Raw genomic sequence first — 22,851 nt, 5'->3', positions numbered from 1 at the left:
CAATATTGTCAATGGTCACGCTCTGCTAAGGGGCGAGACTTCTGAGTATCAAAGCCGGCAGTTGGACGACCGCATCCTGAAGCGTGTCCAGGTTGTGCTGAAGGAGCGCGGCATTTACGTATGGCCTCATGATCAGAAAAATCGCCAGCGTCAGTTCGTCCAGGGGGGTCTTGCGTTCAAATTCTCCTGCGTCGCGGCCTTGTGTCAGGATCTCCAGAATGACCTTGCTGATATTGGCCTCATGAGACTTGACCGACGACCATTGGTCGCGCGATGCCACTGCCGCTATGTCATAGAGCTTCCGGTCGTGGAAGAAAAGGTCAGCCCCGCCCTCAGCGATCGCTCGGAATAGACGTCTCAACTTTTCCGATGCAGTCGGGGCGTCGCTGGTGGCCGTCGCAATGCGCTGCATGATGAGCGCAAGCCGACTGGAGCAAATCACCTCTCCGATCGCTTGTTTGGATTCGAAGAACTTGTAGATGTAGGCCTTTGAAAAGCCGATCGATTTGGCTAAGTCTGAGACAGTGGTTTTGTCGTACCCATAATGGGCGAAGTGCTCCATGGCAGCCTGGATGATCTGATCCCTCACGTCGTGGTCGGCTGGCCCGCGCGCCGGCGAGGGTGGAGAAGATTTACTCATTTTTGAAGCATCCTGGAACTGATTGACAGAGTGTGACCAAAATATAATATGGTCACATCTCCTCTTGGTCTATGAGAATCATCATGCTTCCCTACCGAACGATTGCTCTGCTGTTGAGCGCCAGTCTCACTGCAGGGTGCATGGTTGGCCCGGATTATAAACAGCCAGAGGTTGCGCTGGCCGATCATTACGTCACGGATGCACAGCCGTTGACCGCAAGCGACACATCGGTCGGCAGCCTCGATGTCTGGTGGGAAGGATTTGGAGATCCTTTGTTGAGCAGGCTTGTGACCGAGGCGCTGGGGCAAAACCTGCAGTTGGCGCAGGCACAGGCCCGCGTAGCTCAGGCTCGCGCAGCACTGGGCTCAGCGACCGCGGCGCTTGTGCCGTCCGCGGGTATCAATGGTCAAGCTGCACGCTCACGGCAATCCGTTGAAACGCCATTGGGCCAGCTGCTGAACTCAACGCCTGACTATGACCGCTACGGCAACAGCTATGAACTCAATCTGCAAGCAAGCTGGGAAATCGACTTGTTTGGTGGGCTGCGGCGTGATCGGCAAGCCGCCGTCGGTGAGTACCAGGCTTCTGAGGCGGGGGCAATCGCGACGCGTCTTGCCGTTGCCGCGCAAACAGCCGATATCTACACCACCGTGAGGGGGCTGCAGGCGCGCCTGGCCATTGCTCAGAACCAGGTGCAGACACAGCAAGACCTTCTGGCCAAAGTCAACCTGCTCAACCGCAAAGGTCTGGCGCCTGACTACGAGGTTCGTCAAACCGAAGGCGAACTGTCTCAAGTCGAGGCAACCGTGCCAGTTTTGCGTGCGGGCCTGGATGCGGCTCTCAACGCCTTGGATGTCATGCTTGGCAGTGCGCCAGGTACCCACCGCGCCCAGATGGCAATTGCCTCGTCAATCCCTCAGGTGCCTGCGCTTGCGCAAATCGGCAAACCTTCCGATCTGCTCCGCCGTCGGCCCGACCTGATCGCCGCTGAGCGCAGGCTCATGGCTGCCAATGCCATGATCGGCAGTGCGATCAGTGAGTATTACCCAAAATTCTCGATAGGCGGGCTGATCGGCAGTGCGTCTACCTCTGGCGGAACATTTTTCACGGGCGATGCCGACCAATCAGCCGTATTGCTCGGCTTGAGGTGGCGACTCTTTGATTTTGGCCGCATCAACGCGCAGATAGACCAGGCCAAAGGACGTGAAGCCGAAGCCCTGGCCATCTATCGGCAGTCTGTGCTGGAGGCTTCGGAAGATGTTGAAACAGCTTTGTCTGCATTGATCAATCGGCAAGCGCAGGCACAGTCGCTCAAACGCGGTGAGGTATCCCTGGAGCAAGCACGACGTTCGTCCTTCGTAGCATTTCAGAACGGCGTAGCCAGTTTGATAGACGTTCTGAACGCAGATCAGCAGCTTCTCAGGACATCGGATTCCCGAGCAGTTGCGCAAACTGAAGCGGTGCGTGCTGCTATTGCTGCCTACCTCGCCCTGGGTGGCGGGTGGTCAACTGACTCAGATGTGGCACTGCGATGATGGGACTGCGTACATGCCTTGAGCGGTAAAGCGTCTCGACCAGCCTCACTCAGAAGTCTGGGAAAGGGTGTTCAGCACCTTCATCGCTTTTTGCGCATCATCTTTGCCTACGAAGACATGATCGTGGAAATAGGCTGCGATCACATTGCAGCTGATCCCTGCTTGGCCCAGAGCGGTCGAGAACGCCGCAGTCAAGCCGACTGCATCCAGGGCCGAATGGATGGTCAGGGTGATCCACGCAGCGACGAAATCAAACTTCAGCCCGAGCGTTTCTGCTCGGCTTCGCTCGATGATCAAGGTCAAGCCTTCTTTTTCCTTGAAGCTACCCACCAGGTCGTCCGGGCTCAGCCCTGCGAAGTCAGCGACGGTGCAGAAGACGTACTCACCTTCGTTGAGGATTGGGCTCATACCGCGTAATAGGGCAGAGATAGATTTTTCACCCGCCACGTCTCACCTCCAATAATTAGTGGCAGAAGTCTGCCTGAAATGATGATCAGTGCAATGAATAACGAGCATGACGGATTAGAGAAACTGATGCGCCGGATTCTGCTGAACCACCTTTTTGCCCACTTTAAGGGCATCGCCGCCCTTAAAAGAGGCGCCTCACAGCGCGCACAGCAATGAAAGATCGCTAGGCGATCAGTTGTGCCTGTCGCTCAACTGGCCGTAACTGCGGGGTCGCAGCGGCAATGGCATTGATCCCGCGAGCTTGGCACGCCTCTCGCATCATGTAATTCCGTGCAGGAGCAGCGCTGGCTGAGTGCACCACAATTTGAAAAATGGTTGGCTAGGGTTCCGGCTCGCAAAAACGAGTGTCTGGACCGAGAGCTGACGACCTCCAGTTGAGGTTACACGGCGGGATAAAAGCCCGGGAGACAGACCACCTTGTAGAGGGTGATGCGCTGCTCCTGTCCGCTCACCGTCAACTGGAGTCCCACCATGCGAAAGCCCCTACTCTCCGCTTTCATGGCAGCAGGCATTGGCCTGTTGGCTGCCACTTCATCACACGCTGCGGCCAAGACAGACTTCAACGTCTGCTGGACGATCTATGCCGGCTGGATGCCTTGGGAGTTTGCTCAGGCACAAGGCATCGTCGACAAATGGGCGAAGAAGTACGGTATCCATGTCGCTCTGACTCAGCTCAACGACTACGTGGAGTCGATCAACCAGTACACCGCTGGCCAGTTCGACGGCTGCACCATGACCAATATGGACGCGCTCACGATCCCAGCTGCTGGCGGTGTCGACAGCACGGCATTGATCGTCAGCGACTACTCCAACGGCAACGACGGTGTTGTCATCAAGGGGGCAGGCAAGACCGTTTCCGACCTTAAAGGCATGGATGTGAATCTGGTCGAGCTATCGGTGTCGCATTACCTGCTAGCCCGCGCACTCGATACGGCCAACCTTCGAGAGAAAGATCTGAAGGTGATCAATACGTCTGATGCGGACATCTCCGCCGCTTTCAACACCGAGAGCGTCCAGGCCGTCACCACCTGGAATCCGATGCTCGCCGACATCAAGGCCACTCCCGGTGTAACCGAAGTCTTCAGTTCCAGCCAGATACTTGGCGAGATCCTGGACATGATGGTGGTCAACACCGAAACCCTCAAAGACAACCCCGCACTTGGCAAGGTGCTCACAGGGGCGTGGTTTGAGGTCATGAGCATGATGAACGCCAAGGACGCCAGCTCCGAAGCCGCCGAGGAGCACATGGCCAAGGCTTCGGGTACTGACCTTGCCGGTTTCAGGTCTCAACTGGCAACCACCCACCTGTTCTTCACCGCTCACGATGCACTGGTATTCGCCAAGAGCCCGGATCTGCCGGAGACCATGGCGAAGGTCGCGAACTTTTCGTTCGAGCACGGTTTGTTGGGTGATGGAGCACCCGACAGCAATGTGGTGGGGATGAGTTTCGCCAACGATGTCACCCTGGGCGACCAGGCCAACTTGAAGCTGCGCTTTGACCCGACCTACGTGCAAATGGCCGTCGACGGCGCCCTGTAAGCGGAGAGTGCTCAATGCGCTTGATCAACCGACATCCCGATCGGAGTTCACGGCTGTTGCTGGTGATACTCCCGCTGGTCCTGGTGCTGTGCGCGTACTTCGTGAGTTCGGCGCAGCGCCTGGCTGACAACCCCAACGACAAGCTACTGCCCAGCGCCATGCAAATGTCCGACGCTGTGAAGCGCATGGCGTTCACCGAGGACAAGCGCAGTGGTGCCTACCTGCTGTGGCAGGACACAGGCGCCAGCCTGCAACGGCTGGGTACTGGCCTGGCCATCGCTGCAGGGGCCGGCCTGTGCCTGGGTATCGCTGCCGGTACCTTGCCGCTGGTTGGCGCATCGCTGTCACCCATGCTCGTCGTGCTGTCGATGATTCCGCCACTGGCCATTCTGCCGATCCTGTTCATTGTCTTCGGGCTGGGCGAATTGTCCAAGGTGATGCTCATCGCCATCGGGATCACCCCCATCCTGGCCCGTGACCTCGAACAACGGGCCCGAGAGATCCCGGTGGAGCTGCTGATCAAGGCCCAGACGTTGGGGGCCAGTACCTGGACGCTGATCCTGCGGGTCGTCCTGCCGCAGTTACTGCCGCGCCTGCTGATTTCACTGCGTCTGGTGCTCGGCTCCGCATGGCTATTCCTGATCGCTGCCGAAGCCATCGCCTCTGAAAACGGCTTGGGCTATCGGATTTTCCTGGTGCGCCGTTACCTGGCGATGGACGTGATTCTTCCATACGTCGTTTGGATCACGCTTCTGGCCTGGTTGATGGATTGGGGGCTGAGGACGCTCACACGTAGAGCCTTCCCCTGGTATGAGGGCGCGCGAGCATGAGCTTCATCGAAGTCAAGAATGTATGGCAGCAGTACGCAGAGCATGTGGTGCTGGAGGGCTTGAACCTCACGATCGAGGAGGGCGAGTTCTGCACCCTGGTCGGGACTTCCGGATGCGGAAAATCCACGTTCTTGCGCCTGCTCCTGGGCCAGGAAACCCCGAGTAAAGGTCAGATCCTTCTGGGTGGCCAACCGCTTTGCGCCGAGCCCGATCCTGCACGTGGCGTCGTGTTCCAACGCTACTCCGTCTTTCCACATCTCACGGTGCTGGACAATGTCGCACTGGGACTTGAGTTGCCGAACGCGTTTCTGCTTGGTCGACTATTCGGAGCGAGAAAACGCGCTGCTCGGGATCAGGCGGCAGAGCTTTTGCGCAAAGTGGGTCTGCAGGCAGCACTTGGGAAATACCCTTCACAGCTCTCTGGCGGGATGCAGCAACGCCTGGCTATCGCGCAGGCGTTGATCATGAAACCTCGCGTTCTGCTACTTGATGAGCCGTTTGGCGCGCTCGACCCTGGCATTCGCAAGGACATGCATGCGCTGCTGCTGGAGCTGTGGAAGGAGACGGGCCTGACAGTCTTCATGGTGACCCACGACCTTAGCGAAGGATTCAGCCTGGGTACTCGGCTGATGGTGTTCGACAAGATTCGCGTCGACCCCCATGCGCCCCTCTCATACGGCGCGCGCGTGACCTACGACTTGCCACTCAACAGTAAACGCACAGATTCGCGGCTGGCTGCTGCTGCATCGCTGTCGTGTGCGATTCAACCAACCAAGGACTGCTACCCATGATCGAAACAACTGTGTTTTCCAATGAGTTGCTACCGGGAGGAGGACACCTCTCATTCGTGCTCAAGCGTGGTGAGTTGTTGCGCCTGACCGACGTGGAGGGCGGGGCGAACGTCAGCGCCATGCTGTTCAACGCCCACGAGAAGACCGAGCGCCTGAATCTGCCCGACAGCTTGAAGTGTCAGCACACCGCAAAGCTCACTGCAGGCCATTGCCTTTACTCGGATATGGGGCGGGTGCTCGCTGCAATCACTCGTGATACCTGTGGTTGGAGTGACAGCATCGGTGGCGTGCTTTGCGCTCAGGAGGTCGTAGAGAAATACGGTAACGGCCGTTACCAGGAGTTGCGCAATGGTTTCTTCCGCAACGGCGCGGACAACCTGCTCGTCGAAATGGGCAAGTGGGGGCTGGGCTTGAGCGATCTGACGATGGTGCTCAATCTGTTCAGTCGCGTCGACGTCGATGCCCATGGCGGGCTGCGGTTTGTCGAGGGTAATTCCAAAGCCGGAGACTGCATCGAGCTTTACGCACCGATGGACACCTTGTTCGTGATTACAGCCCTTCAGCATCCGATGGACCCTTCGAAGACCTATTCGCCAAAGCCTGTCGAGCTCACCTTCATGAAGGCTGCGGACGCGGTCGCCGAACACTGTCGAACTTCGCGGCCAGAGAACGAGCGCGGTTTCATCAACACCCAACGGATTCATGCCTGAGGACGCCTCATGACTGCACCATTGCACCTTGAAAATGCCTTATACCAAGCCACCATTCCAGCCGGAGAACCATGGCTGACCGAAGTGAAGGCTGGCCAGATTCTACGCATCCGGGATCTCGAAGGTAACCAGGCGATCGATACCCTGTTCTACAGTGCCGCGAATCCTCGTGAGCGCTACGACGTCCAGCGCACGTTGCGGCGGCAGAACAATGTTTACCTGGGCAAAGGCAGCGTTCTGTACTCAAACCTGGGCCGACCATTACTCACCCTCATCGAAGATAACTGCGGGCGCCACGACACACTCGGCGGTGCGTGTGCACAGGAGAGCAATACCGTCCGTTATGCCCTGGACAAGCGTCACATGCACAGCTGCCGTGACAATTACCTTCGGGCCTGCAGCCATGATGGCCGGTTGAGCAAGCGCGACATCAGCCCGAACATCAATTTCTTCATGAATGTCCCGGTCACTCCGGAAGGCGGCCTGACCTTTGAGGACGGCATTTCGGCGGCAGGTAAATATGTGCTGCTGCGCGCAGAGATGGATGTAATCGTGCTCATCTCCAACTGCCCGCAGTTGAACAACCCCTGCAACGGCTACGACCCAACACCCGCAGAGCTGACCATATGGGCATGAAAACCTGGGTAAAGCGTTTGAGGTACATGTTCTTCGTGTACTGCCACTACCGTGCTGGGCGCATCCAATACCGCAGCGACCCGCCAGACTGTCCTGACAAGCACTCCTGATCCAGGCTGGGGACGACCCCAAGACCTCATAAGCACTGTGGGACGACCCACAACCCAACCGCACGGACATGTACCGTCGTAAGGGGCTTCTTATGTTCGATTCATTGTTGATTGCCAACCGTGGCGCTATCGCCTGCAGGATCCTGCGTACGCTTCGCCAAATGGATGTAAAAGGTGTCGCTGTCTACGCAGAAGCTGACGTAGCCAGCCTTCACGTTCGTGAAGCAGCCCAAGCTGTGAGCCTGGGAGAAGGAGCTGCTGCCAACACATATCTCTGCGTCGACAAGATCCTTGCTGCTGCCAAGGAAACGGGCGCGGGCGCCATTCACCCAGGTTACGGCTTCCTCTCAGAGAATGCGGCTTTCGCGGCGGCTTGTGAGGCGGCTGGGATAGCCTTTGTCGGCCCCACTGCAGATCAGTTGAAGCTGTTTGGCCTCAAACATACTGCGCGCGCTTTGGCGCGCAAGTACGGCGTCCCAATGCTTGAGGGTACCGAACTGCTCGACAGCGTGGAGGAGGCTGTTGCAGCTGCGCAGGCGGTGGGCTATCCGGTCATGCTCAAAAGCACGGCCGGCGGCGGCGGAATCGGCATGCGGGTATGTTGGTCACCGACAGAGCTCGCAGATGCCTTCGAGACTGTCAGGCGGTTAGGTCAGAACAACTTCAGTGATGCAGGCGTCTTCATCGAGAAGTACATCCAGCGTGCGCGTCATCTTGAAGTCCAGATTTTCGGGGATGGGTGTGGGGATGTCATCGCACTGGGTGTGCGTGATTGCTCAGTCCAGCGCCGCAACCAGAAGGTGCTGGAAGAGACCCCGGCTCCTGATCTCACTGACCGGATTTCCCAGTCACTTTGTGAAGCTGCCATTCGTCTGGCCAAGGCAGTGAGCTATCGGAGCGCAGGTACTGTTGAGTTCGTGTTCGACAGCGATGCGCAGCAATTCTACTTCCTGGAGGTCAACACCCGCCTGCAGGTCGAGCATGGCGTTACCGAGCAGGTGTGGGGTATTGATCTTGTTCGCTGGATGGTTGAGCTCGCGGCTGGAACCCTGGCACCGCTCAAGGAGTTGGCGCGCACCCTGACGCCTCGGGGCCATGCCGTGCAGGCGCGCCTCTATGCAGAAGATCCAGGTAAGGAATTCCAGCCCAGCCCTGGTTTGCTCACGGCCGTTCAATTTCCGCACGCAGAAGGCCAAACCCTACGTATCGATACATGGGTAGAGGCGGGGTGTGAGATTCCTCCGTTTTTCGACCCCATGATCGCCAAGGTCATCACTTGGGCAGAGGATCGCGACCAAGCTTGTTCCCGTTTGCACGCTGCGCTCGACAACAGCGTCATCTACGGCGTGGAAACCAACCGGGAGTACCTCAAGCAGATCCTGCTGGATGCCCCATTCGCGACCGGCAAGCCCTGGACACGCTGCCTTGAGGGGTTGGTGTATAAAGCGTCAACCATCGAGATACTCAGCGGCGGCACTCAGACTAGCGTCCAGGACTACCCTGGACGCCAGGGGTACTGGGCCGTCGGAGTGCCGCCGTCTGGGCCAATGGACAGTCGAGCATTGCGCCTTGGCAATCAACTGATCGGCAACCCGGAAGGTGAGGCTGGACTCGAAATCACCATGACCGGGCCAAGCATGCGATTCAATGCTGACGCCGTGGTAGCCGTCACGGGGGCGGAGATTCCGGTACTGATCGATGGCAACGTCGTGCCGATGAACACTGCACTGATGATCAAGGCTGGTTCGGTACTCAGCATCGGCACGATCGTTGGTGCTGGCGCCAGGGCCTACCTGTGTGTACGTGGAGGCATCCAGGTACCGGAGTATCTGGGCAGCAAGAGCACTTTCACCCTGGGGCAGTTTGGCGGTCACGCAGGTCGAGCCTTGCGCGCGGGGGATGTGCTGCACATCAGCCGCTTGACTGACTCAAGTGCAGGCAGGCAACTGCCAGAGCAGGAACCGCTGGGGGCGCGCCGAGAGATCCGTGTGATTTACGGCCCCCATGGGGCGCCCGAGTATTTCACACCGGCGTATATCGAGACATTCTTCGCCACAGAGTGGGAAGTGCATTTCAATTCGAGCCGCACCGGTGTTCGGTTGATCGGGCCAAAACCCGAGTGGGTGCGCGCCGACGGAGGGGAGGCTGGGCTGCATCCCTCCAACATCCATGACAATCCTTATGCGATCGGGGCCGTGGATTTTACGGGCGACATGCCGGTGATTCTGGGCCCGGACGGCCCAAGCCTGGGTGGTTTCGTCTGTCCGGTCACAGTGATCGAGGCCGACCTGTGGAAGCTGGGGCAGCTTAAAGCCGGCGATAAGGTCAGGTTTGTACCTACAGACATCGCGCGTGCCCGAGCACTGGCGACTTCGCCGTTGCTGGGGGAGGTGCCGGTGCGCAGCACATCCGATGTGAAAATGTCCGAGCTTGTGTCCCCAATCGTAATGGACTTGGGGGAGGGCGAGATGCGACTGGTAGCCCGATTGGCTGGTGATACCCATTTATTGCTCGAGATTGGCGAACCAGAGCTTGATCTGGTGCTGCGGTTCCGTGGCCATGCTTTGATGCAAGCTCTCGAAGCTCAAGCACTCCCAGGGGTCATCGATCTGACACCCGGGATCCGCTCGCTTCAGGTGCACTACCAGCCGGAGCGACTTTCCTTAGGCCACCTGTTGGAAGCTATCGCCGGCGAGTGGGATGCGGTCTGCGCAGCTAAGGATCTTGCGGTGCCTTCTCGAATCGTTCACCTACCTCTGTCTTGGGACGATCCTGCGTGCCAGCTGGCCATCGAAAAATACATGACCACTGTGCGCAAGGATGCCCCCTGGTGCCCAAGCAACCTGGAGTTCATACGTCGCATCAACGATCTTGCGAACCTGGAGGAGGTGCAGCGCACGGTGTTTGAGGCCAGTTACCTGGTCATGGGCCTTGGGGACGTATACCTCGGAGCTCCCGTGGCAACTCCGCTCGATCCTCGGCACCGCCTGGTGACCACCAAGTACAACCCCGCACGTACGTGGACTGCAGAAAACGCGGTCGGCATCGGTGGTGCTTACATGTGCGTTTACGGCATGGAGGGGCCGGGAGGTTATCAATTTGTCGGGCGAACCCTGCAGATGTGGAACCGCTATCGAGAAGTAGAGGCTTTCGGTGGCAAACCTTGGCTGCTCCGCTTCTTTGACCAAATTCGCTTCTACCACGTGACCGCTGAAGAGTTGCAACGCATCCGTAGGGACTTTCCGCTCGGCCGATACGACCTGCGTATCGAGGAGAGTCAACTACGACTGGCGGATTACCAAGAGTTTCTGGCGGGTGAGGCGGACAGCATCGCAACCTTCCGTAGCCAGCAACAGAGCGCGTTTGCAGCCGAGCGGCAGCGTTGGATTGATACGGGACAAGCGCACTTCGAAAGTAGCGAGGCGGCCGCCCCAACGAGCGAGGAAAGCCCTATCCCCAGCCATTTCCTGGGCGTAGAGAGCCCGATTGCCGGCAATTTGTGGCAAGTCCAGGTTGCCGCTGGTGATGAGGTCGAGGCGGGCACGACCTTGGTGGTACTTGAATCCATGAAGATGGAAATACCGGTCTGCGCGCCTTGTGCAGGTGTCGTCAGGGAGATTCACGTGGAGCCAGGGGCAGCCATTCGTGCCGGTCAGCGCGTAGTTGTCATTGAGCCTATCGCAAAAGGGGCGGCAGCATGAAGAATGATCTGCGAATCGATGTATTGCGTGAACGCTATGTGCGTGGTGACGTGAGCCCTCGCCAACTGATTCTGGCATTGCGTGACGAGGCCCAGGCCATCAACCCCCAGTTCAACGCGTTCATCCATCTTCTGAGCGCTGAGGAGCTTGAGCCGTACCTTGCGGTGCTGGAGTCGACGCCTATTGAGCGTTTGCCCTTGTATGGGGTGCCTTTCGCCATCAAGGACAACATCGATTTGGCAGGCGTGCCGACCACGGCGGCTTGCCCTGCGTATGCTTACATCCCGGTTCGCTCGGCCAGCGTCGTCCAGCGGCTGATCGACCTCGGGGCCGTTCCATTAGGCAAGACCAACCTCGATCAGTTTGCGACAGGGCTGAATGGCACGAGATCACCATACGGTGCATGCGTGAACAGTGTGAATCGTGATTACCCCTCAGGTGGATCAAGCGCCGGATCACCTTTGGCCGTGGCGCTGGGTATCACCAGTTTCGCCCTGGGTACCGATACTGCAGGTTCAGGTCGCGTACCTGCAGCCCTCAATGGGCTTGTAGGGTTGAAGGCAACAAGGGGGCTGATTTCGACTGCTGGAGTCGTACCTGCATGCCGAACGCTGGATTGCGTCACTACATTTACGGCTACAGCACGGGAGGCCAGCCAATTGTTGGCCTTGCTTGCTGTGCAAGATCCTGCGGACGAATACAGCAGAGCCAACCCTGCTTGGAATGATGGCAGTGCGTTCGGGCGCATCACTTCCTTCCGGTTTGGCATCCCACGCGAGTGCGACCTGGAGTTTTTTGGATGCAGCGAGGGGCCTGGCCTGTTTGAAGCGTCCATCCAGCGACTGAAGTCGCTGGGGGGAGAGCCGGTCACCATCGACCTTTCGCCATTCCTTGAAGCTGCCCGCTTGTTGTACGAAGGCCCGTGGGTTGCCGAGCGTTACAGTGTGGTGGGAGAGCTCGCGCAGGTACACCCAGAAGCCGTGCTGCCAGTCATTCATGCGGTGCTTGAGAAAGGCCCGAAGGTAAGCGGCGTCGATACGTTCCGTGCTCAGTATCGGTTGCAGATGCTCAAGGCCAAATGTGATGAAGTCCTGAAAGACCTGCATTGTGTGCTTACGCCCACAATTGGTCGCCCCGTGACCTTGGCCGAGCTCGCTGATGAACCCGTGAAGCGCAACTCTGAGCTGGGCTATTACACCAACTTCATGAACCTGCTCGATTACGCAGCCGTTGCTGTGCCCAGCGGTGTCATGAAGAACGACCTGCCTTGGGGGATCACGCTATTCGGTCGGGCATTCACTGACCACTACCTGCTGAGCCTCGCAAACGCCTACCAAGGGTTCGAAGCACCGGCGATCGATGCTCGCAATGACATGGCCCGCCTGGTCGTTTGTGGTGCCCATCTGGATGGGCTCGCGCTCAATTGGCAGCTCCAGCATCGTGGGGCTCGGTTGCTGGAGTCCACAAGCAGCTCCCCCCATTACAAGCTCTACGCGCTTGCCGGCGGGCCTGTGAAACGACCCGGGATGGTGCGGGTGCAGGAAGGGGGCGTCGCCATCGCAGTGGAGGTTTGGGAGATGCCGAGCACGGAGCTGGGCTCATTCCTGACCGGTATCCCTGCGCCTTTGGGGCTGGGCAAGGTGGAACTGAGCGATGGTCGCTGGGAGACAGGTTTCATATGCGAAGGCGCGGGACTCGATGGTGCCGCAGACATCACCGAATGGGGAGGGTGGAGGGCCTGGTTGGCTTCGATGAGCTGAGGTTGAGGCGGACACTTCTTGCCGTTGTGAAATGACTATGCCCACATTCCTGAAGTAAGAAAGTGGGCATCGAGGTGCGACTCGCGTGGCTTATTTTGCGCTAACGGCGCTGGCTGATTCAGCTTGCTCGTGCTGGCGTTTGCGGCCGATTACCAGTACTGCGATACCGGCCACGGTGCACAGCGCGGCCAAGGGCATCAGCGCCAGGGAGTAGCTGCCGGTGGCATCGTGAATGGCGCCGTAGGCATTGACCATAAGGCCTCCGCCGATCAGGTTGGCCATGGCGCCTACGGCGGCAAGGCCCGCGGCAGCGGTCGAGGAAGACAGCCAGCCGGACACCAGTGCCCAGAACGGCCCTTTCATCGAATACGCGCCCACCAGTACCATGGTCAGCATCGCCACCGTTGCCGGCAGAGAAGCGGTGAACAAGGTCATCAGCAGGCCCGCCGCGATCAGCAGCATGGTCATCGCGGTGTGCCAGCGACGCTCGCCGGTACGGTCGGAACTGCGGCCCCAGAAGATCATCAGCACCGAGGCAATGCCGTAAGGGATGGCGTTGACCAGGCCGATTTCCAGGGCACTGAGGCCAAAGGTTTTCAGTAACTGCGGGGCCCATACGCTCATGGTGCTCCCAGCGGCGGAAGCGCCCGAGTAGATCAGTGCCAACACCCAGATATCCTTGTGGCGCAGCAGCTTCCACAGCGAGATATGGCCGATGGCGGTCTTTTTCGAGGCTTCATCAGCCAGGCGCCGAGTGAGCCAGCCGCGCTGCTCGTCGCTCAGCCACCTGGCTTGCTCTGGGCGGTCGGTGAGCACGAACAGGCAGGCGATGCCAAGCAGTACTGCAGGTATCCCTTCGAGAATGAACAGCCAGTGCCAGCCACGCATACCCAACCAGCCATCCAGGCTCAGTAGCAGGCCCGAGAGTGGCGAACCGATGAAGTTGGCAGCAGGGATCGCCACCATGAACAGTGCCACCATGCGTGCACGGTAGGCCGACGGCAGCCAGTAGGTAAGGTACAGCAGTACACCTGGGAAGAAGCCGGCCTCGGCAGCGCCTAGCAAAAAACGCATCACGTAGAGGGAGTTGGCGCCCTGGACGAACGCCGTGCCTGCGGAAATCAGGCCCCAGGTGATCATGATGCGAGCGATCCAGATACGCGCGCCGTACCGTTGCATGGCCAGGTTGCTGGGCACTTCCACCAGGAAGTAGGCAAAGAAGAACAGGCTGCTGGCAAAGCCGAAGACCTTGGCCGTGAGCTGCAGGTCCTCGTTCATCTGCAGGGATGCCATGCCGATGTTGCCCCGATCGATGATCGCAATGAGGTAGCAGATGATCAGGAATGGCAGAAGGCGCCATGCGACACGGCGCATGGTACTGCGTTCGAGATCGTCCGGCTGGGGGCTTGCTGAAGTCATGGTGCTCTCCAATTGTTTTTTTTCTGGAGTGAAGCGTCGGGAGCGTGCCCCTTCTCGCGAAGCGGCGCGCGAGGGAGTGCGGTCAGCTGGCGAACAGGTGGCGATTGACCACGCAACGCGGGTCCAGAGCAATGCCCGCCCAGACATCGAGAATCTGTTTCAACGCTACCAGGCCTACACGGTCACGGGCCTCGGTGGTGTTGGCGCCGACATGCGGTGTGGCGACCAAGGACGGCAGGCCCCACAGCGGGCTGTCGGCAGGCGGCGGCTCGGGATTGAATGTGTCCAGCCCGGCACCGGCGATGCGGCGTTCGCTGAGCGCTTTCACCAAGGCGTTGGTATCGATCAGCTCGCCACGGGCAGTGTTGATCAGGATGGCGCCTGGGCGCATGCGCTCGAGTTGGGCAGCGCCGATCAGGTTGTGGTTGGTCTCGGTCAGCGGGCAATGCAGGCTAATGATATCGCTTTCAGCCAGCAGGCGATCGAAGTCCTCTTCACGTTCGAGATGCGGGCGTTCTGGCAGTTGCTTGAGGTAGGGGTCGAACACCTTGACCTTCATGCGCAGCGGCGCCACCAGGTCCATGAGGATGCCCCCGATCGAGCCCAGGCCAATCAGGCCCAAGGTCTTGCCCGACAGCTCGATGCCGTTGGCCGAGGCCTTGTCCCAATGCCCGTCACGCATGCGCGCATCCAGCAGCGCGGTTTGGCGGGCCACGCTGAACATCAGGGCGAAGGCTAGCTCGGCCACCGACTGGGCATTGGCGCCAACGGCGATCGATACCGGGATGCAGCGGTCTGCGGCGGCCTGGATATCGATGGTGTTATAGCCCACGCCGTGCTTTGCGATCACTTTCAGTTTGTCCGAAGCCTCGATCATGGCGCGGGTCAGATTGCCCTGGCGTACCACGATGGCATCGGGCTGTTCAGCGCGAATGATCGCTTCCAGTTCCTCGCTCGGCAGGTAGGGCGTGGTGGGGACGATTCTGACGCCCTGTTCGGCGGCAAGGTGCATGGCCTCGGCGGCGAGCTCGGGGCCGGTCAGCAGAATGGTACGGGACATCGTGGATACCTTGTTCTTGTCAGGGGCAGTTCAGGGGCGGTCTGCCGCGCATGTGCAGCATTGACCTAGACCCTACCATAATGAAACGCCATTGCAAGAAAATTGATTGCAGACTCGATTTTGCGAAAAAAGCGAGCAAAAATTCCGTTGTCATGATTTTAATGAAATGCCATTCTAGAAATAGGTTTCGAAAATACCAATGATGTCGAATAACACCAAGAGAGGTATGTCACATGAGCATTGGCTTCCAAGTGCTTGAGCGCACACGTAAAGTCGGCGATGAGTGGGTTGCACGCTACCGTGAAGTTCCGGTGGCTAACGTCAGCGACTCGATGAACCGCATGACTGCAGGTGGTGCCCGCTTGCGCCCCATGCATCGCGAAGGCGGGCTGTGCGGTCCGGCGTTGACCGTCAAAGCCCGTCCGGGTGACAACCTCATGCTGCACTACGCGATCGACATCGCTCAGCCGGGCGACGTGATCGTCGTCGATGCCGGCGGCGACCTGACCAACGCTCTGATCGGTGAAATGATGGTGGCCTACGCGGTCAAGCGTGGCGTGGCCGGTATCGTCATCAACGGCGCCATCCGCGACGCTGCCAACATTGGCGCGGGTGAATTCCCGTTGTTCGCTGCAGGTGTTTCGCACCGCGGTCCTTACAAGGATGGCCCGGGCGAGATCAACGTGCCGATCGCCATTGATGGTATGGTGATCGAGCCGGGCGACCTGGTGATCGGTGATGACGATGGCATGCTGTGTGTGCCTTACGACCATGTTGCCGAGGTCTATGCGCATGCTACCGCCAAACACGCTGCCGAAACCGCACAGATGGAAAAAATTGCCCAAGGCACCAACGACCGCTCCTGGGTCCTGGAGTCCTTGAAGAAAAAAGGCTGCCTGCTGCCAGGCTGATCCAGCATCAGTTGCGCACCTTGCGATGGGGTGCGCAGTGGCTGATGGATCGGTGTCGGTCGCGGGATTATTGAGGATTCGAAGACTTGTCCGATTCATCACCACCGCACAGCACACGCTGGCCCGCCGCTGTGCGGGCGCTCTCTCATCGCAATTTCCAGATCTATTTCGTCGGCCAGGGTGTTTCCACGTTGGGCAAGTGGGTGCAGCAGGTAGCATTGGCTTGGCTGGCCTATCACCTGACCGGTTCGGCCGTGCTGCTGGGGCTGATCACCTTTCTTTCGCTGGCGCCGCAACTGCTCATCGGCCCGCTGGCGGGGGCGTGGATCGACCGCCACGACAAACGTCGCCTGCTCATCATTGTGCAACTGATCTTGATCATGCAGTCGCTTGTGTTGGGCATCGCAACTTGGCTGGGCTGGGTGGACGGGCCGTTCATCGCCGGCATGGCCCTGCTGCTGGGCCTGCTCAACGCCCTTGAAACACCACTGCGCCAGGCGCTGATCGGCAGCTTTGTCGACAACCCGGGCGACCTGCCGAATGCGCTCGTGCTCAATGCCATGCTGATCAATGCTGCGCGTTTCGTCGGCCCCCCACTGGCTGGCGCGCTGATTGCCTTTGCCGGGGAAGCAGCCTGTTTCCTGCTCACTGCACTGGCTTTTCTCGCGCTGTGGGGTGGCTTGCTGAAGGTCCGCGGCACTGCCAGCCCCAAGGCTAGCGGCTCAACCTCGCAGGTGTTCCGCGAGGGCCTGGACTATATGTGGCAGAACTTGAACGTGCGCCAGCTGTTGATCAACGTGATCATGGTCAACTTGCTGGCTTCCTGCTACGCGGCACTGCTGCCTATCCTGGCCAGGGCAGTGTTCGCCGGTGATGCGCGTGTGTTGGGTTGGCTATGGGGGGCGGCAGGTGCCGGGGCGTTCGGGGCGACGCTGGTGTTGGCGGTGGGCGGCGCCATGCCGCGGCTGCGCCAGTTCACCGGTGCCGGGGCGCTTTCCTGCGCGGTCGCGTTGATAGGCTTATGGCTGGCGGCGGAGCTGCCGCTGGCACTGCTGGCGTTGGCGGTGTTGGGTTTTGGTATCACCTTGAGCAACGTCAGCACCAATATGCAGTTGCAGAGCGGCGCGCCGAGCCACTTGCGCGGCCGGGTCATCGCCTTCTACATTGCCATGCGCTTTGGTTTCGAGGCTTTGGGCGGTATGGCCGCAGGTTTGATCGCCGCTCGCTTGGGCGCGCCGGCGACGCTGGGGATCGCCGGCGCGGTATTGGTGCTGGGGTTGCTGGGGCAGTACATCAGTTACCGCCACCATTGATGGGTACGCGACCTGATCAGCGACAGCCATGCGAGCCTTGCCCTACTGTTTTTTTATCTGGCCCACTGCGCATGCTACGTTGGCGGGGACCGACCGTTGTCGGATAATGAGGTTTTTCTGCCCTCGCATTGAATGGAGGGCTTCAATCGTGTGAGGTTTGCAAATGGCAAAAGCGCGGCCGCGTCCCGCGGTAAATGGTGTGGCATCGGCAGACCGTGTTTTGACCGTGTTAACCGCTTTTCAGGTAGGCGACGCTGCGCTGAGCCTGGTCGAGCTGGTTGAGCGTACCGGGCTCATCAAGAGCACGATCATGCGCTTGATGGTTTCTCTGGAGAACCACGGGTTCATTACCCGCATGGCTGATGGTCGCTATCAGTTGGCAAGCGAAGTCATGCGTTTGAACGCTGTGTATCAGGAGGCGCTAGACCTGGAAAAGCACGTGATGCCACGTTTGCATTATCTGGCTGAACAGTCGGGTGAAACTGCTTCCTTCTATGTGCGTCACGGTGCGTATCGGATGTGTCAATATCGGGTCAATTCATCGCATCGACTGCGTCTGAACCTGCAACCTGGTGACATGCGGCCGATGGATGAAGCCGCGGGTGCTCAGGCGTTGCGCGCTCCCTATCAAATCGGCATTGCCTTGCAAAAACCTTATTACTCCAAAGGCGCAACAGACCCTCATGCTGCTTCGATGGCGCTGCCCATCTACGGTGCCCAACAGGAATTGATGGGCGCCCTTGTGATTTCAGGGCCTGCGAGTCGTTTGACTGAAGAGTATGCCGAAAGCCTCAAGCCGATGTTCTTCGAAGCGGCACGTGATCTGATGCGAAGCTTGGGCTTTAAGTCTGCATCTTTGGAATCCGCATGATCCAACTGCTCAGGCAAAAGGTGGAGGAGAGTCGTCGAGGGATTCACCTGCAGTATTCGATGTCGAAAGTCGCCTCCGTGCCTGTCATTACCTGCCCCCTTCAGGCGCGCTCCCCACGAAGCCAGCGCTCGTGATAATGGATCAGGCGCGTCAGTCCATAGACGGCGCCGTCGTGCATGACTTGCGCTCGCTCACCAAAAAAACGCTGGGTACGGGTAAACACGGCTATCGGTTCGCCGGCAAAAGCCCACGCAAAGCAAAGGGTGCCGGGTAGAACCCCGGATGCTGGGTCAGGCCCGGCTACACCCGTAGTTGCGATAACGACATTGGCATCGCTGTCCTTCAACGCCCCCAGGGCCATCTCCCATGCGACTGGTTCGCTAGTCAGCCCGTACCGTTCGATGGTTTGCGCGCTTACACCTAGCAGACGCTTCTTGGCGGAGGGCGAATACACGACGTAGCCGCTTTCCAGTACCTCGCCTGTGCCTGGGAATGCCGCTAGCAGAGCGACCATGCAGCCTGCTGTGCAGGATTCGGCAGTGGTAAGTACCAGATGGTGGTCTTTGAGGTAGCCGAGCACGGCCAATACGGGATCCGTTGCCATTTTTATGTCGACTCATTGTTCTTTTGTGGTGGACGTGTCGGCCATGTAAATGGTTCACCGGTTTAGCGCAGCTTCGCCTTGTTTTTTGAGCTGAACTTTATTTCCCTCGTTGACATCACTGTAGGGAGCACGGAGCTGGGCTCCGAGGCGTTGTCATTCGTTCATGAGTGGGCCGGCGCATTGCTTCATGAGCGCCTGTCCGCTTTACTGATTCTTATAGTGATGCCCTGACCACCAACGGACAATCAACTGGCTGGGCTCCCGATACCTCGAGGGCCTGGATCAGGTGCCGGGCAGCATTGCGACCGATCTCGTAATATGGCAATTGCACGGTGGTCAGCGGTGGGATGAACAGTTCGGCGATGCCGATCATGTTGTCATAGCCGAGCACAGCGACATCGGCGGGAATCTTCAGGCCACGGCCCAACAACAACTGATAGGCACAAAAGGCAATACGGTCATTGCCACAGATCAGAATGTCGAATTGGGGGCGACCTTCGATGATATGTCGGTCGAGGATGGCTGCGGTTTCACCGTAGGCGTCATGATCGGAAAGGTCGTATTGCAGGAGTGTGTCAGGCGCTAGGCCGAATTCCTGACAGGCACGTTGCAGGCCTTTTTGTCGCAAGCCCCAGGCCAGACTCTGTTTTGGCAGATTGATACACAGCGGGCGCCGATAGCCTTGGCTTAACGCGTGATGTACGGCTCGATACTGCCCCTTTTCGTCGTCTGGCACATAACTCACCAGGCGACTGTCATCGGTCAGGCAATTGGCGAGTACCAGTGGTTTGCTCTTCAACCGCTCGGGAATGCACACCTGGCGAAACCCCATGGCGCTGAAGATCAAGCCGTCCGGACGGTGCGACAGCATTAGGTCGATGTTCTGGTCAGTGGGCGGGTTGCTTAACAGGTTGAGGATAAAGACATTCCAGCCGGCTTGCTGCGCGGTCTGCTCAATGGACAGCAGCAGCTCGACCGCAAATGGTGTGGTCGCAGTGTCCAGCGCGAACACACCGATGGTTCGCGACTGGAGGTTGTCGCCGCGCATCCTGCGCGCCGACAGGCTCGGTACGAATTGCAGTTCATCAATGGCACGACGCACCCGCAGAAGGGTTTCGGCGCTCAGTTTTTCCGGAGTGTTGAGCGCTCGAGAAACCGTCATCAGGGACACGCCGGCCAGCTGTGCAACGTCTTTCACTGAAGTCATGTGAGGCGAAATCGGTCAGGTTGACGCCGAATCATGACACATTGCCCGGACTTCTCGCGACTCGAATGACGCTGTCTCACAGCCATCCAGAACCGAGAGACCACGCCTTGGGGATCGAGACACGCCCGCCACTCCCCCTAGCCAGAAGCTTCACGCCCAGACTGTCGGGCCGCGGATAGAGGCGACTGCTGAGGCTGAAGCGCCCGTTTTCGTCGAATACCTCGATGGAGGAGCGATCGAGGAACACGCGCAGTTCAAGTCGCTCTTGTGTCGGGTCTATCGATACGCTGCGCTGGCCTGTGACTTGCGCACCCGAGCGGCTACGGTCAAGCACCAGGCGATGCAGTGATGCATCGTAGTAGAGCAGGGTTTCTTCACGGCCATCGTCGCTGCAGCGCAAGGCAATTCCCAGGTGGCCGTCGGTGCAGCCGAGCAAGTCCAGATGCACGTGGATTTCGAGCATATCGCCTTTCACGTCCGGCACCCATCGGGACCCCGCCTCATCCCACCAGGGCGTACTCGGTAATGGCGTCTTGCGTAGGGCGGTAAGCTCCCGTGCCGGATACACGCAAAGGCGATCGGCGCACAGTTCAAGTTCGCGCGGTAAACCGAGCATGCCGCACCAGTGATGGTCCTGGCTCGGCATCGGGCTTTCCCACATGTCGAGCCACGCCCACACAAGGCGCCGACCATCAGCGGCCAGTAGCGTTTGCGCAGCATAGAAATCATGGCCGTTATCCAGCTCGATAAAAGGCCCTCCCGTGAAGTGCCATTCGCTATCGAGTCGGCCCACTCGATAACCCGTCTGGTACTTGTTGAGGCGGTCGTAACCTTCGGCTTGCATGCCTTGGGGCGAGTACAGCAGTACATCGCGCCCACTCAGTCGAAACAGATCCGGGCATTCCCACATATAGCCATCACCCTCGCCGCCGCCGGACACATAGTCAAGGAACTCCCAGACGTGCAGATCCGTGGAGCGGTACAACGGCAGCAGCGGCACATCGCCCAGACGTGCGCCGGCAATCAGGTACCAATAGTCATCCTCCTGCCATACCTTGGGATCGCGAAAGTGCATGATGGTGTTGTGCGGCGCGGTGTCGATGACGGCGCCATGTTTGACGAAATGGATGCCATCGCTACTGGTTGCCAGGCACTGGACTTGACGGATGAAGCGCTCGTCACCCACTTCCCCCAGCCAGGTGTGCCCGGTGTAGATCAGGGCCAGGGTATCGCCACACACCACGGCGCTACCGGAAAAACAACCGTCACAGTCGAAGTCATCGCCGGGTGCCAGTGCAATGGGCAGGTGCTGCCAATGAACCAGATCGGCACTCTTGGCGTGGCCCCAATATATTGGGCCCCATTTCGCGTCGAAGGGATAATGCTGATAGAACACGTGATATTCGCCACGGAAGTACACGACCCCGTTAGGGTCGTTCATCCAGCCTGCCGGCGGCGCAATATGATAGCCCGGGCGATAATCGTGGATGACGCGAGACGCACCGTCACTCAGTGCACGCTGCGCAAGGTCAAGGGAAGAAGACATCGGGTCGCTCATGGTATTCAAAGACAAGGTCATAGGGCGCGTGCTCGGACTGAACGCAGAGAAATGTCATTCGGCAGGTTTTCAATGGCTTGTGGGTGGCGCTTCAAGGCCGTCCCGTCGGCGTCGAACAGGTGCAGGTGGTCTGTGTCCAGTTGCAGTTCGACCCGATCGCCTGCCTGCCATCCGGCGTTGACCTCGCAACGACAAATCAGAAGCTCGTCCTGACCTGTTTCGAGGTGCATATACGTTTCGCTACCCAGGTACTCGACCCCCATCACGACGATGCCGGCGGTTTCTTCCGCCGCTTTGAGCGATACGTGCTCCGGGCGAATCCCCAAGCTCAGCAGCGTGCCCGCCGCCAGATCCGAGCTGTCGAAGGGCAGGGCGGTCATACCCAGAACGGGAGTATCGACCAGGCTGGTTTCGCCCGGGGCATGCAGGCGTGCCGGTAGAAAATTCATTTTCGGCGAACCGAGAAAACCGGCGACAAAGCGGCTCGCTGGGCGTTCATAGAGCTCGCGCGGTGAACCGACCTGCTCTACGCGCCCGCCATTGAGCACGATAATTTTGTCGGCCAGGGTCATTGCTTCCACCTGATCGTGGGTGACGTAGATCATGGTCGAGCCCAGTCGGTCATGCAGCCGGGCGATTTCGTTGCGCATCTGCACCCGCAAGGAAGCATCCAGGTTGGAGAGCGGCTCATCGAACAACAAGATGTCCGGTTCCCGCGCCATGGCTCTGCCCATCGCCACACGCTGACGCTGGCCGCCAGACAGTTCCTTTGGCTTGCGTTGCAGCAGGTTGTCCAATTGCAGGATCTGCGCAGTTTTCAGCACGCGCTCGCGCAGGCTGGTCTTTTCGGTCTTGGCCAGTTTGAGACCAAAGCTGATGTTGTCGTAAACGCTCATGTGCGGGTACAGCGCATAAGACTGAAACACCATGCCGACACCACGTTCGCGCGGCTCCAGGTCGTTGACCCGTCGCCCGTCGATCAGCAGGTCGCCGGCGCAGATCGAATCCAGTCCGGCGATCAGTCGCAGCAGGGTCGACTTTCCGCAGCCCGACGGGCCGACGAACACCACGAATTCACCCGCAGCGATCTCCAGGTTGATGTCGCGAAGAATCCGCACGCCACTCAGTTGTTTGTTCACGTTGTCCAGTTTCAATTTGATCACGATGCTGTTCCTTGTATTTGTTGGG

At 59.0% G+C, this 22,851-nt stretch carries 20 protein-coding genes and 1 riboswitch; of the genes, 12 read left to right on the top strand and 8 right to left on the bottom strand.

What is annotated here, in order from left to right; all coding sequences use genetic code 11:
* Positions 1–25 precede the first annotated feature (25 nt).
* Positions 26–640, bottom strand: a complete 615-nt coding sequence (locus C4Q27_RS26945) for a TetR/AcrR family transcriptional regulator (protein WP_010954179.1) — start codon at positions 638–640, stop codon at positions 26–28.
* Positions 641–723: 83 nt separating this feature from the next.
* On the opposite strand from C4Q27_RS26945, the gene C4Q27_RS26940 reads away from it, so the two are divergent.
* Positions 724–2,175 (top strand): efflux transporter outer membrane subunit, encoded by a 1,452-nt coding sequence (locus tag C4Q27_RS26940; RefSeq protein ID WP_064492084.1) that lies wholly within the window; start codon positions 724–726, stop codon positions 2,173–2,175.
* 45 nt (positions 2,176–2,220) lie between these two features.
* On the opposite strand, the gene C4Q27_RS26935 is transcribed toward C4Q27_RS26940, so the two are convergent.
* On the bottom strand, positions 2,221–2,622 hold the full coding sequence (locus C4Q27_RS26935; protein WP_064492083.1) for an ACT domain-containing protein: 402 nt from the start codon (positions 2,620–2,622) through the stop codon (positions 2,221–2,223).
* A gap of 39 nt (positions 2,623–2,661) precedes the next feature.
* On the opposite strand from C4Q27_RS26935, the gene C4Q27_RS29340 reads away from it, so the two are divergent.
* The 8 genes from C4Q27_RS29340 (at position 2,662) to atzF (ending at position 12,720) form a co-directional block, all read left to right on the top strand.
* Positions 2,662–2,799, top strand: coding sequence for a hypothetical protein (locus tag C4Q27_RS29340; RefSeq protein ID WP_155741803.1), 138 nt, complete (start codon positions 2,662–2,664; stop codon positions 2,797–2,799).
* A 152-nt stretch (positions 2,800–2,951) separates the two neighbouring features.
* Positions 2,952–3,052: riboswitch (guanidine-I (ykkC/yxkD leader) on the top strand.
* A 62-nt stretch (positions 3,053–3,114) separates the two neighbouring features.
* On the top strand, positions 3,115–4,182 hold the full coding sequence (locus tag C4Q27_RS26930) for a putative urea ABC transporter substrate-binding protein (protein WP_104887661.1): 1,068 nt from the start codon (positions 3,115–3,117) through the stop codon (positions 4,180–4,182).
* 14 nt (positions 4,183–4,196) lie between these two features.
* Positions 4,197–5,012 (top strand): ABC transporter permease, encoded by an 816-nt coding sequence (locus C4Q27_RS26925; RefSeq protein WP_064492081.1) that lies wholly within the window; start codon positions 4,197–4,199, stop codon positions 5,010–5,012.
* Entirely contained in the window at positions 5,009–5,803 is a 795-nt protein-coding gene (locus C4Q27_RS26920; RefSeq protein ID WP_020193057.1) for an ABC transporter ATP-binding protein, read from the top strand. The genes C4Q27_RS26925 and C4Q27_RS26920 overlap by 4 nt, the downstream gene beginning before the upstream one ends.
* Complete coding sequence (locus C4Q27_RS26915) at positions 5,800–6,513, top strand: urea amidolyase associated protein UAAP1 (protein ID WP_064492080.1); 714 nt, start codon at positions 5,800–5,802, stop codon at positions 6,511–6,513. The genes C4Q27_RS26920 and C4Q27_RS26915 overlap by 4 nt, the downstream gene beginning before the upstream one ends.
* Positions 6,514–6,522: 9 nt before the next feature.
* A complete protein-coding gene (locus C4Q27_RS26910) occupies positions 6,523–7,149 on the top strand; it encodes an urea amidolyase associated protein UAAP2 (protein WP_064492079.1) in 627 nt (208 codons plus the stop codon).
* A 202-nt stretch (positions 7,150–7,351) separates the two neighbouring features.
* Positions 7,352–10,960 carry an urea carboxylase gene (gene uca, locus C4Q27_RS26905; protein WP_104887660.1) on the top strand — a complete coding sequence of 1,203 codons (3,609 nt, stop codon included), beginning with the start codon at positions 7,352–7,354 and terminating at the stop codon, positions 10,958–10,960.
* Positions 10,957–12,720 (top strand): allophanate hydrolase, encoded by a 1,764-nt coding sequence (atzF, locus tag C4Q27_RS26900; protein ID WP_104887659.1) that lies wholly within the window; start codon positions 10,957–10,959, stop codon positions 12,718–12,720. The genes uca and atzF overlap by 4 nt, the downstream gene beginning before the upstream one ends.
* A 90-nt stretch (positions 12,721–12,810) precedes the next feature.
* Here atzF and C4Q27_RS26895 read toward each other — a convergent pair whose 3' ends face one another.
* Positions 12,811–14,139, bottom strand: a complete 1,329-nt coding sequence (locus C4Q27_RS26895) for an MFS transporter (protein WP_020191085.1) — start codon at positions 14,137–14,139, stop codon at positions 12,811–12,813.
* A gap of 82 nt (positions 14,140–14,221) precedes the next feature.
* The gene (locus tag C4Q27_RS26890) at positions 14,222–15,199 is read right to left on the bottom strand and encodes a hydroxyacid dehydrogenase (protein ID WP_064492076.1); all 978 of its coding nucleotides are present in this window, start codon (positions 15,197–15,199) and stop codon (positions 14,222–14,224) included.
* 233 nt (positions 15,200–15,432) lie between these two features.
* Here C4Q27_RS26890 and C4Q27_RS26885 point away from each other — a divergent pair, with 233 nt between their 5' ends.
* From C4Q27_RS26885 to C4Q27_RS26875, 3 genes are all read left to right on the top strand, one after another.
* A complete protein-coding gene (locus C4Q27_RS26885) occupies positions 15,433–16,110 on the top strand; it encodes an RraA family protein (RefSeq protein WP_020191087.1) in 678 nt (225 codons plus the stop codon).
* 86 nt (positions 16,111–16,196) lie between these two features.
* Positions 16,197–17,423: an MFS transporter gene (locus C4Q27_RS26880; RefSeq protein WP_232968549.1), complete on the top strand. Its 1,227-nt coding sequence runs from the start codon at positions 16,197–16,199 to the stop codon at positions 17,421–17,423.
* Between the two features lie 163 nt (positions 17,424–17,586).
* A complete protein-coding gene (locus tag C4Q27_RS26875) occupies positions 17,587–18,294 on the top strand; it encodes an IclR family transcriptional regulator (RefSeq protein ID WP_020191089.1) in 708 nt (235 codons plus the stop codon).
* 100 nt (positions 18,295–18,394) lie between these two features.
* Here the strand turns inward: C4Q27_RS26875 and C4Q27_RS26870 are convergent, their stop codons facing one another.
* From C4Q27_RS26870 to C4Q27_RS26855, 4 genes are all read right to left on the bottom strand, one after another.
* Positions 18,395–18,898 (bottom strand): CinA family protein, encoded by a 504-nt coding sequence (locus tag C4Q27_RS26870; RefSeq protein WP_020191090.1) that lies wholly within the window; start codon positions 18,896–18,898, stop codon positions 18,395–18,397.
* Positions 18,899–19,112: 214 nt separating this feature from the next.
* Positions 19,113–20,105, bottom strand: coding sequence for a LacI family DNA-binding transcriptional regulator (locus tag C4Q27_RS26865; protein ID WP_020191092.1), 993 nt, complete (start codon positions 20,103–20,105; stop codon positions 19,113–19,115).
* A 76-nt stretch (positions 20,106–20,181) separates the two neighbouring features.
* Positions 20,182–21,684 (bottom strand): sucrose-6-phosphate hydrolase, encoded by a 1,503-nt coding sequence (locus tag C4Q27_RS26860; protein ID WP_104887657.1) that lies wholly within the window; start codon positions 21,682–21,684, stop codon positions 20,182–20,184.
* The gene (locus C4Q27_RS26855; protein ID WP_104887656.1) at positions 21,681–22,826 is read right to left on the bottom strand and encodes an ABC transporter ATP-binding protein; all 1,146 of its coding nucleotides are present in this window, start codon (positions 22,824–22,826) and stop codon (positions 21,681–21,683) included. Before C4Q27_RS26855 ends, C4Q27_RS26860 begins: the two co-directional genes overlap by 4 nt.
* Positions 22,827–22,851 lie beyond the last annotated feature (25 nt).

The organism is Pseudomonas sp. SWI36, from assembly GCF_002948105.1.
Taxonomy (GTDB): Bacteria; Pseudomonadota; Gammaproteobacteria; order Pseudomonadales; family Pseudomonadaceae; genus Aquipseudomonas; species Aquipseudomonas alloputida.
Note: the sequence above shows the minus strand (reverse complement) of the source record. Positions and strands in the feature narration are given on the sequence as shown.